Genomic DNA, 13,711 nt, shown 5'->3' with positions numbered 1-13,711 from the left:
CTCACCGTCCGCACAGCATGCCGGTGGGATCGTCATTGACCGGCGGCGTCACCGGCGTCGCGTCCGCATACTGGGTGACGGTGCAGAGCCCTGCCGACTGGCTGCAGGTCGCGGCAAAGGTCCAGGGCGGGTTGTTGGTCTTCTGGATCGTGGTGCGGCCGCCGCTCGAGGTGATGATCGCGGTGTCGCCGGGCTGGGTCAGGTCGATGCACTGCCGGTTCGACGTGCACACCGTCGATCCGCCTTCCTGCAACACCACAATGGTCTTGCCGCCGCTGTGACAGGATATCGAGCACCGTGCCGCGAACGCCGATGGTCGCAAGCGGCGTCGTGATCTTGTAGGCGGCCTTTTCCGAATGGCCGGTGACGAAGCGGAACGCGCCCGAGGTCAGGCGGATCGCCACATCGCGATAGTGATGCTCGTCGTCGAACACGGTGCGATCGAGCTTGAGCGAGGCGTTCGGCCCGAGCGAGAGGTTGGTGCTGTCGGCCATCACCAGTCGCGCCGCGCTCTCGAGACCGGTGCGCACCGTCTCATCGCGCAGCAGCGCGTCGCCGACACTGATCGGCGTCGTCGCGGCCGCAACACGGAGGACCTCGTTCTTCACCATCGCCGCTTCGCCGACGCGACTTTGCGCCCGAGCGGGATGGGCCGTCAGGGCGACGGCAAGGCCGAGTGCTGGCAGGAAGAAAAAGCGGCGAGGCGAATTCATTGCGATACCGATCAACTTAACCGCGTCATCGTACCGGATCGTGTGCGCATCTGATATTGTATATTTGTCACAAGCTTCGCCGAGGTGATTGGATGGTTAGTGTCCGTCGATTCGACTACGTTCAACGGTGCGGACGTGAACGTGAGTTCCGATCACACACGTCACAGAGTCACACGCGTCGCGAACGCGCGTAGCTCACACTTCGCTCACACTCGTTCTCATCGTGCACGCCCATTGAGTACCGCAAGCAAATCGTCTGCTGTTGACCGCCGCCCGGCCGCGCGTACGGCGATCGTTGCGGCCGTCATCTTCGTCGTTGCCCATGTCGTGCTGCTGCTCGGGATCACGACGCCCGACAAGCTCTATTTCGACGAGGTGCATTACGTGCCGGCGGCGCGGCAGATGCTGTTGCCGGTGACCGAGGGGCCGATCCTCAACCCGATGCATCCGCCGCTTGCCAAGGAGATCATCGCGCTCTCGATCAAGGCGTTTGGCGATGGGCCGCTTGGATGGCGTTATCCGGGTGCGTTGTTCGGGGCGCTGGCGCTGGTCGCGATATATCTCGGCGCGTTCGCGCTGTTCGCATCGCAGGAGCGCGCGGTCGCCACCGTACTGATCGCCTTCTTCAACCAGATGCTGTTCGTGCAGTCGCGGATCGCGATGCTGGATATTTTCGCGCTTGCCTTCTGCCTGTTCGCGGTCGCCGCCTTCATCCATGGTTTCAGACAGCAACGGCCGCACACCGCGTTCGCGCTGGCGGGACTGGCCGCGGGACTTGCGAGCGCCTGCAAATGGAGCGGCCTGTTCGTGCTCGCGACCTGCATCGCCATCGTCGCGGTGATCCGCCTGATGCAGGGCTGGCGTACGCGCTTTGCCGACGCCAGCGCGGAGGATTGGTACCGGCCGGAGCTGTGGCCGGACTTCAGGCTTCCGCATTTCATCGTCTGTTTTGTGCTGCTTCCGTCAGCGGTCTATCTGGCGACGTTCGTGCCGCTCTACGGTCTCTCATGGTCCGGCCTCGTCGAAGCGCAGCGCCGCATCTTTGCCGACAACACCACGACCGCGATCGCCGGCCACACCTATATGAGCTCGTGGCCGTCCTGGCCGTTGCTGGCGCGCCCGGTCTGGTTTCTGTTCGAGAAGGTTGGTGACGACGCTTTCGCCGCGATCGTGTGTCTCGGCAACCCGCTGGTGCTGTGGCCGGCATTGATCGCGCTGATCGTCGCGCTGCGCGACTGGATCGTCGGGCGCGGCCGCACTGCGTTTCTCGTGCTGGCGTTCTACCTCGGCCCGTATCTCGCCTGGGCACTGCTGCCGCGCACGCTCGGCTTCATCTATTACTATCTGCCGGCGGCGACCACCGCGAGCTTCGTGCTGGTCCACGCCCTGACCAGCAAGGGCGCGCCGCGCTGGCTGTTGTGGGCTTTCGTGGCGGTCGCATGCGCAGGATTCGTCGCGATGCTGCCGGTCACCGCCGCCGGCATCGGGACCTCGATGGCGACCTTCAATCGGCTGATGCTGTTCCAGAACTGGATTTGAAGCTCGTGGGATCAATCGAACCGCCTGCCGGGAAGCGGCGGATCGTGTGCGGGCGATTACTGCTGCGCCGTCTTGGTATCCATGTTGACGACCTGCACGCGGCGATTGGTCGGGTCCATCGGCGCGTTCGGGTCCTTCGGCCGGGTCTTGCCGTAGCCGACGGTCACGAGGTCCGAGCCGTTCAGGCCGTAATGCTCGACCAGATATTTCTTGATGGTGTCGGCGCGGCGCTCCGACAGGTCCTGGTTATAGGCCTCGCCGCCGATCGCATCGGTATGGCCGGCGACGACGAAGGTCGAGCCCTTCATGCTGGCATCCGACAGCGCCTTGCCGAGCTCCTGCACCGCCTCGGTCGAGCCCTTGGCAATGGCGGCCGAGTTGTAGTCGAAGTGAATCTCCAGATCGATCTTCGGCTTGCTGGCGGCGATGTCGGCGATCTCCTGGCGCTCGCCCAGTGACAGCGAGCGGGTCTGCCGGTTGCGAACGGTGTTGAGGAAGCTCGTCTCCCTGGCCGTCGCGGCCGGGTCGGCCGGCGCGCCGGAGAGGCTGCGGGTGGCCGACTTCGGCTTCAGCGCGTTGAGGATCTGGGCGGCCGGGACGGTATCGCTGCCGGCCAGTGCAACGCCCGCCGTCATCGACAGCGCAGCGCCGATTGTCAAAAGAGACAGGGAAAAGGAGCGGGTCATCGTTTTCGTCCTTAGATACGCGGCCAGCCGGTTTTGGCTTGCTGTCGTTTTGATGCCGGGAACCTAGGACTGGTTCAAAGTCCCGTATGTGATGTACATCACAGTGCGATTTTCTGGACCCTGTGCAGGCAGACGGCAACGGAGAGGGCGAGCAACATGGCCCACGTCAATCGCGTGCTTCGCTCGATCAATGACGAGGATGCCGCGCGCTGCGTCGATATCTTCGTTCGCCCGGACCGGACCATCGGCTTCGAGGAATACCGGCGGGACGTCGAAGACGGCAGCGGCTGGTTTCCGGTCGGCGGTCATGCGTCCCGGGTCTTCGACGAGGAGGGCGCAGCGCTCGCAGCGGCGATGCGGGACGTGCCCTGGCTGCAGCGGGTCGTCGGATCGGATTAGCCGGTCCTGGCGCGCGGCTGATTTCCCTCGCGCGGCTCTCCACAGCGCCGCGAATCTCACTACATTGCCGGGGCAATGCCCCGCGCCGCCGAACCCTTATCCCTGAACAATGCTGCCGCCCGCCACATCTGGCTGCGTGCGCAGCGGTTGGATACGCAGACGCCGTTCGGGGAAGGCGCGTCGGCGGTGGCGGCCGCCGTCGACCATCTCGGCTATGTGCAGATCGACACCATCAACGTGATCGAGCGCTGCCATCACCACATCCTGTTCACCCGGATCCCGGACTATCGCCGCGCCGACCTCAAGCAGGCGCAGAGCCAGGACAAGAGCGTGTTCGAATACTGGACGCACGCGTTGTCCTACGTGCCGTCCAAGGACATCAATATCTTCCTGCCGGCGATGAGGGCGCACAAGCGCGACGGCCATAAATGGTTCTCGTCGGTCACCCCGGCGGACACCCGCAAGATCATGCGGCTGCTGCGCGAGGGACCGCTGACCATCCGCGACATCGACGACGATGTGCTGACCGAGAAGGAGCATCTCTGGCAGAGCCGCAAACCCTCCAAGCGGGCGTTGCAGCTCGCCTTCTATGGTGGCGTGGTCACGATCAGCGAGCGCAACGGCATGCTCAAGACCTACGAGCTGATGGGCAGGCATTTCGGCTGGGTCAAGCCGCCGAAGCCGGCGCCGGCCTCGGCCCGGACGGCCTATCTGCTCGACCGCGCGCTGCGCTCGCAGGGCATCGTCAGCCTGGATTCGGTCTGCCATCTGGACGCGCCGAGCAAGAAGGCGGTGCGCAGCCTGATCGAGGCGCGGGTGCGCCGCAAGGAACTGGTCCAGATCGCGCTCGACGGCGCCGGCAAGCAGGAGCATTGGGCGCGCCCCGAGGTGCTGGACGCGACCGGCGAGGGGAATCCGTCCCTGGTGCACATCCTCTCGCCGTTCGATCCGCTGATCATTCAACGCAAGCGCACGGAGCTGTTCTTCGGCTATGGCCACCGCTTCGAGGCCTATGTGCCGAAGGAGAAGCGCCTGTTCGGCTATTTCGCACTACCGGTGCTGGTCGGCGACGACATCGTCGCCGCGCTCGACCTCAAGACCGACCGGCAGAACAAGAAGCTGCTGATGCAGAAATGGAGCTGGGTCGGCAACGGCAAGAAACAGGCGACGCGCAAGGAGCTTAAGCGCCGCATCGAGGAGGAGCTCGACCGCTTTGAACGTTTCCAGCTCGCGGATTAGACGGCGGTCTAGCCGTCATTGCGAGCGAAGCGAAGCAATCCATGGCGCCGCAAGGCGAACAGATGGATTGCTTCGTCGCTATCGCTCCTCGCAATGACACCGTGGAAACCGGCTCGGGTTCCCGTTTGTGCTGTGTGCTATGAGTTTTTGCCATTGCCGAATGCCGGGCCACCCAATAATCGTCAAGGCAAGCAATATTTCGGGGGGATACAGATGAGCCAGACCGCGACGATCGCGCCCAGCAGCGGCGCCCGCAGCGAGATCGAAACGTCCACCATCCGCGCGATCTCCTGGCGGCTGATCCCGTTCCTGATCCTGGCCTACTTCTTCTCCTATCTCGACCGCGTCAATCTCAGCTTCGCCGCCCTCACCATGAACGCGGAGCTGAAGTTCTCGCCGCTGGTGTTCTCGTTCGGTGCCGGGATCTTCTTCATCGGCTATTTCATCTTCGAGGTGCCGAGCAATCTGGCGCTGGAGCGGTTCGGCGCCAGCAAATGGATCGCCCGCATCATGGTCAGCTGGGGCATCCTCTCGGCCTTGATGGCGGCGGTCTATGACGAGCACAGCTTCTACGCGCTGCGCTTCTTCCTCGGCGTCGCCGAGGCCGGTTTCTTCCCCGGCATCATTCTCTATCTCACCTACTGGTATCCGGCCGAATATCGCGCGCGCTTCCTTGCCGCCTTCGCGATCGCCGTCCCGGTCTCGACCGCGATCGGCGCGCCGATCTCCGGGCTTCTGCTCGGGCTCGACGGCGTCATGGGCCTGAAGGGCTGGCAATGGCTGTTCATCATCGAGGGCGTGCCCTCGGTGCTGCTCGGCATCGTCACCTGGTTCTATCTCACCGACCGGCCGGAGCGGGCCGACTGGCTCTCGACCGAGCAGAAGGCGTGGCTGAAGGCGAAGCTCGATGCCGAGGTGGCGGCCAAGCAGGCCGCCAAGCACTTCACGCTGTTCGAGGCGCTGTCTTCGCCGAAGGTGCTGGCACTGAGCGCGATCTATTTCGGCTTCGTCGCCTCGCTCTACGGCATGCAGTTCTGGCTGCCGCAGATCGTCAAGGCGTTCGGCCTGACCAACGCGCAGACCGGTTTCGTCACCGCGATCCCCTATGCGGTCGGCACCGTCGCGATGATCCTGTGGGCGCGGCGGTCGGACGCCACGCGCGAGCGTGTATTCCATGTCGGCGCGCCGCTGTTGCTGACCGCGCTGGCGCTCGCCGTCTCCAGCTACATCACCGATCCGACCACGACCATGCTCGTGCTGACGGTCGCCGCGATCGGCGTGTTCTGCACCTTTGCGGTGTTCTGGACGCTGCCGACCGCCTGGCTGTCCGGCACCGCGGCCGCCGGCGCGATCGCGCTGATCAACTCGATCGGCAACCTCGCCGGTTTCCTCGGGCCCTATCTGATCGGCTGGGTGAAGGAGACAACCGGCAGCACGTCGACCGGGCTACTGGTGCTGGCGCTGCTGCCGCTCGCGGCGGGACTGCTGGTGTTCCTGGGCAGCCACGAGACCAAGACCGAATTCGCGGGGGCGAAGTAGCGACCCGAATCCGCGACCGGCACCCTCGTCGCCGGCTCGAACAAAAAGTCGAAAACAACCCCATGCACAGTGCGTAGCCCGGATGAAGCGAAGCGAAAATCCGGGAGGTCGCCGACGTGACAACGGTACCCGGATTGCGCTTCGCTCCATCCGGGCTACGTCCCCACAAATCCCTGCCAATCCGAAGGCCACCATGGCCGACCTCACGAATTGGTTATCACTGACGAATATTGACATTCATCAGTGATAAATAGATAGTCTTCATCAGTCGTCAGCCGATGGAGATTTCAGATGTTGGTTCGTTCCGTTTTATCGAGCTACTACAGGCTCTTAACCGGAGCGTCGCTGGCTTTCGCGTTGTTCGCGCTGACCGGCTGCAATGAAAAGGCGGCCGAAACCGCCGATCCCGGACGCCCCGTTCTGGTGGCGACCGTCCATTACGAAGCTGAAACCCCTGAACGCAGCTTTGTCGGCACCATCAAGCCCCGTATCGAGGCCGATATGGGCTTTCGGGTTGCCGGCAAGGTGGCCAAGCGGCTGGTCGAGGTCGGACAGACAGTCGACGTCGACCAGCCCTTGGCCACCCTCGACGAGGTCGATTTGAAGCTGCAGGCCGAGCAGGCGGAGGCCGAGTTCAGCGCCGCCACCGGCGTGCTGGCGCAGGCCGCGGCCGCCGAGCAGCGCGCCAAGGACCTGAAGGCCAAGGGCTGGACCACCGATGCGGCGCTCGATTCCGCCAAGGCCGCCGGCGACGAGGCCCGGGCGCGGCTGAACCGCGCCGAGCGCTCGGTCGAACTGACCAAGAACTCTCTCTCTTACGCAACGCTCGTGGCCGACACCCGGGGTGTCGTCACAGCGACCATGATCGAGCCCGGCCAGGTGGTTGCCGCGGGCCAGGCTTCGATCCGTGTCGCCCGACTTGGCGAGAAGGAAGCTGTCGTCGCGATCCCAGAGACGCTTCTTGCTCGTGCCAGGTCGGGCGTTGCCACGGTGACGCTGTGGTCGGACGCGAAGAAGAGCTACGACGCGAAACTGCGCGAGGTCGCGCCGCAGGCCGATCCCGCCACCCGCACCTATCTCGCAAAGTTCTCGCTGCCTGACGCCGACGAGGCCGTCTCGCTCGGCATGACCGCAACCCTGACCCTGGCCGACAAGGCGAGCGAGCGCGTCGCCAAGTTGCCGTTGTCGGCGCTGTACAGCCAGGGCGGCGATCCCTCGCTCTACATCGTCGACGACAAGGGCGACATCGCGCTGAAGCCGGTCAAGGTGAAGGCCTATGAGAGCAACAATGTCGTGATCTCCGCCGGCGTCGACGACGGCGCCAAGGTGGTCGCCCTCGGTGTGCAGAAACTCGATCCGAGCCAGAAGGTACGGGTCGTCTCGTCGCTGTCGTTCTGATTAATGTTCCGTCATTGCGAGCGAAGCGAAGCAATCCATCTCGCAGCAAGACAAGTGTGGATTGCTTCGTCGCTAACGCTCCTCGCAATGATGGCCGTGGCGGTAACGGTTTGGGGAATTGGAGTCTGACATGAAGCGCTTCAACCTTTCGGCCTGGGCGGTCAGCCATCCGACGCTGGTGCTGTTCCTGATGATCATCCTCGGCGTCGCCGGCTTCTTCTCCTACGAGAAGCTCGGCCGCGCCGAGGATCCGTTCTTCACCGTCAAGGTGGTGAACGTCTCGGTGATGTGGCCGGGCGCGACCTCACAGGAAATGCAGATGCAGGTCGCCGATCCGATCGAGAAGAAGCTGCAGGAACTGCCGTTCTTCGACAAGGTGCAGACCTATTCCAAGCCCGGCTTCACGGCGATGCAGGTCTCCTTCAAGGATTCGACCTCGCCGAAGGACGTGCCCTACCTCTTCTATTTGTTGCGCAAGAAGCTGGTCGACGTGCAGGGCGAGCTGCCTTCCGGCATCCTCGGCCCCGTGGTCAACGACGAATTCTCCGATGTCGATTCGATCCTCTATATGATGACCGGCGATGGCGCCAATTATGCGCAGCTCAAGAAGGTCGCGGAAGGTTTCCGCCAGCGCCTGCTGAAGGTGCCGGGGGTGACCAAGATCGACCTCTACGGCACCCAGGACGAGCGCATCTTCGTCGAGTTCTCGCATGCCAAGCTGGCGACGCTCGGCATCACGCCGCAGGCGCTGTTCGATTCGCTCGCCAAGCAGAACAACGTCACGCCCGCCGGCACCGTCGAGACGTCGTCGCAGCGCGTGCCGCTGCGCGTCACCGGCGCGCTTGACGGCGTCAAGGCCGTTTCCGAGACGCCGGTCGAGAGCAATGGCCGCGTGTTCCGGCTCGGGGATATCGCAACCGTCTCCCACGGCTATGTCGATCCGCCGAGCTTCGTGGTGCGCCAGGAAGGCAAGCCCGCACTCGGCATCGGTGTCGTCACCGCCAAGGGCGCCAACATCCTCGAGCTCGGCAAGGAGGTCCAGCAGGCCACCGCCGAGTTCATGAAGGCGGTGCCGCAGGGCATCGACGTCGAGCAGATCGCCGATCAGCCCAAGGTGGTCGAGCACGCCGTCGGCGAGTTCGTGCACTCCTTCGTCGAGGCGCTCGCGATCGTGCTGTTCGTCTCTTTTGTCGCGCTCGGCTGGCGCACCGGCATCGTGGTGGCGCTGTCGGTGCCGCTGGTGCTCGGCATCGTCTTCATCGTGATGAACGCGATGTCGCTCGATCTGCACCGCATCACGCTCGGCGCGCTGATCATTGCGCTCGGCCTGCTGGTCGACGACGCCATCATCGCGGTCGAGATGATGGTGGTGAAAATGGAACAGGGCTGGGACCGCATGAAGGCGGCGTCCTTTGCCTGGGAATCGACTGCGTTTCCGATGCTCACGGGGACGCTGGTCACGGCCGCTGGCTTCCTCCCCATCGGCTTTGCCAATTCGGCAGTCGGCGAATATGCCGGCGGCATCTTCTGGATCGTGGCGATCGCGCTGGTCGCCTCCTGGTTCGTCGCGGTGATCTTCACGCCCTATATCGGCGTCAAGCTGCTGCCCAACATCAAGGTGCACCAGAACCACGATCCGCATGCGATCTACGAGACGCGGATGTATCGGGCCTTGCGCAGCGTCGTGCAGTGGTGCGTCGATCACCGCATCAAGGTGGTGGTCGCGACCGTCGGCGTGTTCGTCGCCGCCATCGTGGGCTTCGGCCACGTCCAGCAGCAGTTCTTCCCGCTGTCGGAGCGGCCCGAGCTGTTCCTGCAACTGCGCCTGCCGGAAGGCACTGCCTTCAACGTCACCGAAAAGGCGGTGAAGAAGGCCGAAGGGCTCCTGAAGGACGACCAGGACATCCAGACCTATACGGCCTATGTCGGCCAGGGTTCGCCGCGCTTCTGGCTCGGCCTCAATCCGCAGCTGCCGAACGAGGCTTTCGCCGAGATCGTGATCCTCGCCAAGAACGTCGAGGCTCGCGAGCGCGTCAAGGCGAAGATCGAGCAGGCCGCCGCCGACGGCGCGCTGAACGAGGCCCGGGTCCGGGTCGACCGCTTCAACTTCGGTCCGCCGGTCGGCTTCCCGGTCCAGTTCCGCGTGATCGGGCCCGATGCCAACAAGGTGCGCGACATTGCCTACCAGGTCCGCGATGTCATGCGCCAGAACAAGAACGTCAAGGACGTCCAGCTCGACTGGAACGAGCAGTCGCCTTACCTCAAGCTCGCCGTCGACCAGGATCGGGCGCGCGCGCTCGGCCTGACCCCGCAGGACGTCTCGCAGGCGCTCGCCATGCTGATCTCCGGTACGCCGGTCACCACGATCCGCGACGGCATCGAGAAGGTCGGCGTGGTCGCCCGCGCGGTGCCGTCCGAGCGGCTCGATCTCGGCCGCGTCGGAGATCTCACCATCACGTCACGCAACGGCGTCGCGGTCCCGCTACAGCAAATTGCAAAAATCGAATATGCGCATGAGGAGCCGATCCTGTGGCGGCGCAACCGCGACATGGCGATCACCGTGCGCTCTGACGTCGTCGACGGCGTGCAGGCGCCCGACGTCACCAACCAGATCTCGCCGAAGCTCAAGGATATCCAGGCTCATCTCGAGCCGGCCTACCGGATCGAGCCGGGCGGGGCGTTCGAGGAATCCGCCAAGGGCAATGCGTCGATCTTCATCCTCTTCCCGGTGATGGTGATGGTGATGCTGACGCTCCTGATGATTCAGTTGCAGAGCTTCTCGCGCCTGACGCTGGTCTTCCTGACCGCGCCGCTCGGCATCGTCGGTGCCTCGCTGGGCTTGAACGTCGCCAATCAGCCGTTCGGCTTCGTGGCGCTGCTCGGCCTGATCGCGCTCGCCGGCATGATCATGCGTAACACCGTGATCCTGGTCGATCAGATCGAGAGCGACGTGGCGTCCGGCCTGACCCGGCGCGAGGCGATCGTCGAGGCCACCGTCCGGCGCGCCCGGCCGGTGGTGCTGACCGCGCTCGCGGCGATCCTCGCCATGATCCCGCTGTCGCGCTCGGCGTTCTGGGGCCCGATGGCGATCACCATCATGGGCGGTTTGTTTGTTGCGACTTTCCTGACCTTGCTGTATCTGCCGGGCCTTTACGCCCTCTGGTTCCGCAAGACCCTCGAGGAGAGCGGCCCCGAGCAAATCAATACTGCGCCGCAGCATGCCGGCGATGCGCAACGCGCATTTCCGCTTGCTGAAGCCGCTGAATAATTGAAGATTGAGCAGACCAACATGACACTGATCCAGGAACATAGCGAAACCGACACCCGCGAACGGATTCTCGTGGTGGCGGAGCGCTTGTTCCGGCAGATCGGCTACCAGAAGACCACGGTCGCCGACATCGCCAAAGAGCTGCGGATGAGCCCCGCCAACGTGTATCGCTTCTTCGATTCGAAGAAGTCGATCCACGAGGGCGTGGCACGCAGCCTGATGGGCGGGGTCGAGGTCGAGGCGCAGCGCATCGCCCGGTCGGAAGGGCCGGCGGCGGCGCGCCTGCGCCAGATGATGACGACCATCAATCGGATGAACACCGAGCGCTATGTCGCCGATTCCAAGCTGCACGAGATGGTCGAGATCGCGATGCAGGAGGATTGGGACGTCTGCGTCGCCCACATGCAGCTGATCGGCCAGATAATCGGCGAGGTGATCGCGCAGGGCGCGGCCTCGGGCGAATTCGAGGTCCGAGATCTGGAGGTCGCCGCGCTGTGCGCTTGCACGGCGATGATGCGGTTCTTCCACCCGCAGATGATCGCCCAATGCGCCACCAAGCCGGGGCCGACCATCGACCAGATGATCGATTTCGTGATCGCCGGCCTGTCGCCGCGCGCCCGCACCCATTGAGCGTCAGGGCTGACATTTTCGTCAGTTGACTCTTACGTCAATTATCTCATTCGTCATTCCGGGATGCGCCGCAGGCGCAGGCCCGGAATCCATACTCACGATCGTGGTTATGGATTCCGGGCTCGCGCTGCGCGCGCCCCGGAATGACGAGCGACTGATAATAGGAAAGAGCCACCGGTGACCGCGAAAGACCTGCATTTCTACGAGCCGAAGAACGGCCATGGCCTGAAGCACGATCCGTTCAACGCCATCGTCGCGCCGCGGCCGATCGGCTGGATCTCGTCGCGCGACAAGGCCGGCAACGTCAATCTCGCGCCCTACAGCTTCTTCAACGCGTTCTGCTACGTGCCGCCGATCATCGGCTTCTCCTCCACCAACTGGAAGGACTCCGTCGCCAACATCCAGGACACCGGCGAGTTCGTCTGGAATTTGGCGACGATGGATCTGGCCAGGCACATGAACGCGACCGCTGCGCATGTCGCGCGTGATGTCGACGAGTTCAAGCTCGCCGGCCTGACGCAGGTACCCGGCAAGCTCGTCAACGTGCCGCGCGTCGCCGAAAGCCCGGTGTCGTTCGAATGCAAGGTGAGCCAGATCGTCCAGCTGCAAGGCGCCGACGGCAAGAAGGCGGAGGCCTGGCTGACCCTCGGCGAGGTGGTCGCGGTCCACATCGACAAGGCCTTCATCAAGGACGGCGTCTACCAGACCGGCCTCGCGCACCCGATCGTCCGCGCCGGGCGGAGAGGAGACTACTTCGAGATCAAGCCGGAAAACATGTTCGAGATGGTCCGGCCGGATTGAGCTTGTCCGTCATTGCGAGCGAAGCGAAGCAATCCATCGTTCAGCGCATGGGATAGATGGATTGCTTCGCTTCGCTCGCAATGACGGAACCAGAAACCACAACAATGTGAAATTTCCGCCCGTGGTGATGAAAAACCGTCACTCGCAACCTCGGGGCGAGCAGTCTAACCTCCCGCGCGCCAGGCCGGATCAACGGCCGGCCAACAGAGTGGGAGGATGCGATGACACGCCACGAGCAGAGCGGTCAAAACGAAGACCGGCGCGATCCGAACGTTTCACGACGAACACTTGTCCAGGGGCTGGCGGCCGGAGCGGCCGCTGCCGCAGCCGGCGTCGGCAGTGCGCTGGCCCAGAATGCGCCCGCGCCGGTCGGGCCACCGACGACCATCACCAGCCCGCCGCGCGACTTCAGCCCGCGTGGTGCGCCGACCACCTATTTCTGGGACCCCGACATCATCGCGGTCGATCCGTCCTTCAACGATCTGGCCCAGCCCAACACGTCGATCAAGCGTCTCCACACCGGCCTGTTGTGGGCCGAAGGGCCGGCATGGAGCTCGCAGGGCCGCTATCTGCTCTGGAGCGACATCCCCAACAACCGGCAGATGCGCTGGTCGGAGGACGACGGCCATGTCAGTGTGTTCCGGATGCCGTCGAACTACTCGAACGGCAATTCGTTCGACTTCCAGGGCCGCCAGCTGTCCTGCGAACATCTCACCCGCCGCGTCACGCGCTACGAGAATGACGGCACCGCGACGGTGCTTGCCGACAACTATCAAGGCAAGCGGCTGAACTCGCCGAACGATATCGTCGCGCATCCCGACGGCAGCTACTGGTTCACCGATCCGCCCTATGGCGGCCAGCTCTATGAGGGCGAGCCGGATGCGGCGGGCGGCCCGGGCAATTCCGCCGGCAAGCTCAATCCGCGGATCGGCCAGCCGGCGGGCTTCGTGCCGGTCAAGCGCGAGCTGCCGACCAATTGCTATCGGATCGATCCCTCCGGCCGGATCGATCTCGTGGTCAGCGAGGACCAGGTGCCGGATCCGAACGGCATCTGCTTCTCGCCTGATTACAAGAAGCTCTACGTGGTCTCGACCGGCAAGGGCCCGGGCGATACCGGCGCGGGCGGCAAGGGCGACGTCTTCGTGTTCGATGTCGGCGCCGACAACAAGCCTGTTAACGGCAAGCGGTTCAGCGATTTCACGATCGACGGCGTGAAGTGCGGGCCTGACGGCATCCGCTGCGATGTCAACGGCAATGTCTGGTGCTCGAGCAATGCCGGCCGCGCGGTCGGCTACAACGGCGTGACGTGCTGGTCGCCGGACGGCAAGCTGCTCGGTCGCATCCGGCTGCCCGAGGTCTGCGGCAACATCACCTTCGGCGGCCCCAAGCGCAACCGCCTGTTCATGGCCGCAAGCCAGTCGCTCTACGCCGTCTATACCGCGACCCAGGGCGCCGGGCCGGCCTAGCTCGTCCTGCGTGGGGATGGCGTCCGCGCCATC

General features: G+C 64.2%; 10 protein-coding genes and 1 pseudogene. 9 read left to right on the top strand and 2 right to left on the bottom strand.

Going from position 1 to position 13,711, the window contains the following annotated elements; all coding sequences use genetic code 11:
• Nucleotide 1 precedes the first annotated feature (1 nt).
• Nucleotides 2-742 (bottom strand): annotated as a pseudogene (locus tag ACVINW_RS01735) (FecR family protein).
• A 205-nt stretch (nucleotides 743-947) separates the two neighbouring features.
• Between ACVINW_RS01735 and ACVINW_RS01730 the strand changes: the two are divergent.
• Complete coding sequence (locus ACVINW_RS01730) at nucleotides 948-2,252, top strand: phospholipid carrier-dependent glycosyltransferase (RefSeq protein WP_456749701.1); 1,305 nt, start codon at nucleotides 948-950, stop codon at nucleotides 2,250-2,252.
• A 56-nt stretch (nucleotides 2,253-2,308) separates the two neighbouring features.
• Here ACVINW_RS01730 and ACVINW_RS01725 read toward each other — a convergent pair whose 3' ends face one another.
• Complete coding sequence (locus tag ACVINW_RS01725; RefSeq protein WP_456749700.1) at nucleotides 2,309-2,938, bottom strand: OmpA family protein; 630 nt, start codon at nucleotides 2,936-2,938, stop codon at nucleotides 2,309-2,311.
• A 156-nt stretch (nucleotides 2,939-3,094) separates the two neighbouring features.
• On the opposite strand from ACVINW_RS01725, the gene ACVINW_RS01720 reads away from it, so the two are divergent.
• From ACVINW_RS01720 to ACVINW_RS01685, 8 genes are all read left to right on the top strand, one after another.
• Nucleotides 3,095-3,337 (top strand): hypothetical protein, encoded by a 243-nt coding sequence (locus ACVINW_RS01720; RefSeq protein WP_456749699.1) that lies wholly within the window; start codon nucleotides 3,095-3,097, stop codon nucleotides 3,335-3,337.
• A 75-nt stretch (nucleotides 3,338-3,412) separates the two neighbouring features.
• The gene (locus tag ACVINW_RS01715; protein WP_456749698.1) at nucleotides 3,413-4,576 is read left to right on the top strand and encodes a winged helix-turn-helix domain-containing protein; all 1,164 of its coding nucleotides are present in this window, start codon (nucleotides 3,413-3,415) and stop codon (nucleotides 4,574-4,576) included.
• Between the two features lie 213 nt (nucleotides 4,577-4,789).
• Nucleotides 4,790-6,115 carry an MFS transporter gene (locus ACVINW_RS01710; protein ID WP_456749697.1) on the top strand — a complete coding sequence of 442 codons (1,326 nt, stop codon included), beginning with the start codon at nucleotides 4,790-4,792 and terminating at the stop codon, nucleotides 6,113-6,115.
• A 291-nt stretch (nucleotides 6,116-6,406) separates the two neighbouring features.
• Nucleotides 6,407-7,513, top strand: coding sequence for an efflux RND transporter periplasmic adaptor subunit (locus ACVINW_RS01705; RefSeq protein WP_456749696.1), 1,107 nt, complete (start codon nucleotides 6,407-6,409; stop codon nucleotides 7,511-7,513).
• Nucleotides 7,514-7,643: 130 nt separating this feature from the next.
• Nucleotides 7,644-10,781 carry an efflux RND transporter permease subunit gene (locus ACVINW_RS01700; RefSeq protein ID WP_456749695.1) on the top strand — a complete coding sequence of 1,046 codons (3,138 nt, stop codon included), beginning with the start codon at nucleotides 7,644-7,646 and terminating at the stop codon, nucleotides 10,779-10,781.
• Nucleotides 10,782-10,802: 21 nt separating this feature from the next.
• On the top strand, nucleotides 10,803-11,411 hold the full coding sequence (locus ACVINW_RS01695; protein ID WP_456749694.1) for a TetR/AcrR family transcriptional regulator: 609 nt from the start codon (nucleotides 10,803-10,805) through the stop codon (nucleotides 11,409-11,411).
• 177 nt (nucleotides 11,412-11,588) lie between these two features.
• Nucleotides 11,589-12,212 (top strand): flavin reductase family protein, encoded by a 624-nt coding sequence (locus ACVINW_RS01690; protein WP_456749693.1) that lies wholly within the window; start codon nucleotides 11,589-11,591, stop codon nucleotides 12,210-12,212.
• Nucleotides 12,213-12,433: 221 nt separating this feature from the next.
• On the top strand, nucleotides 12,434-13,678 hold the full coding sequence (locus ACVINW_RS01685; protein ID WP_456749692.1) for an SMP-30/gluconolactonase/LRE family protein: 1,245 nt from the start codon (nucleotides 12,434-12,436) through the stop codon (nucleotides 13,676-13,678).
• Nucleotides 13,679-13,711 lie beyond the last annotated feature (33 nt).

The organism is Bradyrhizobium sp. USDA 4461, assembly GCF_054055655.1.
This window is presented reverse-complemented; position numbering and strand designations above follow the sequence as displayed.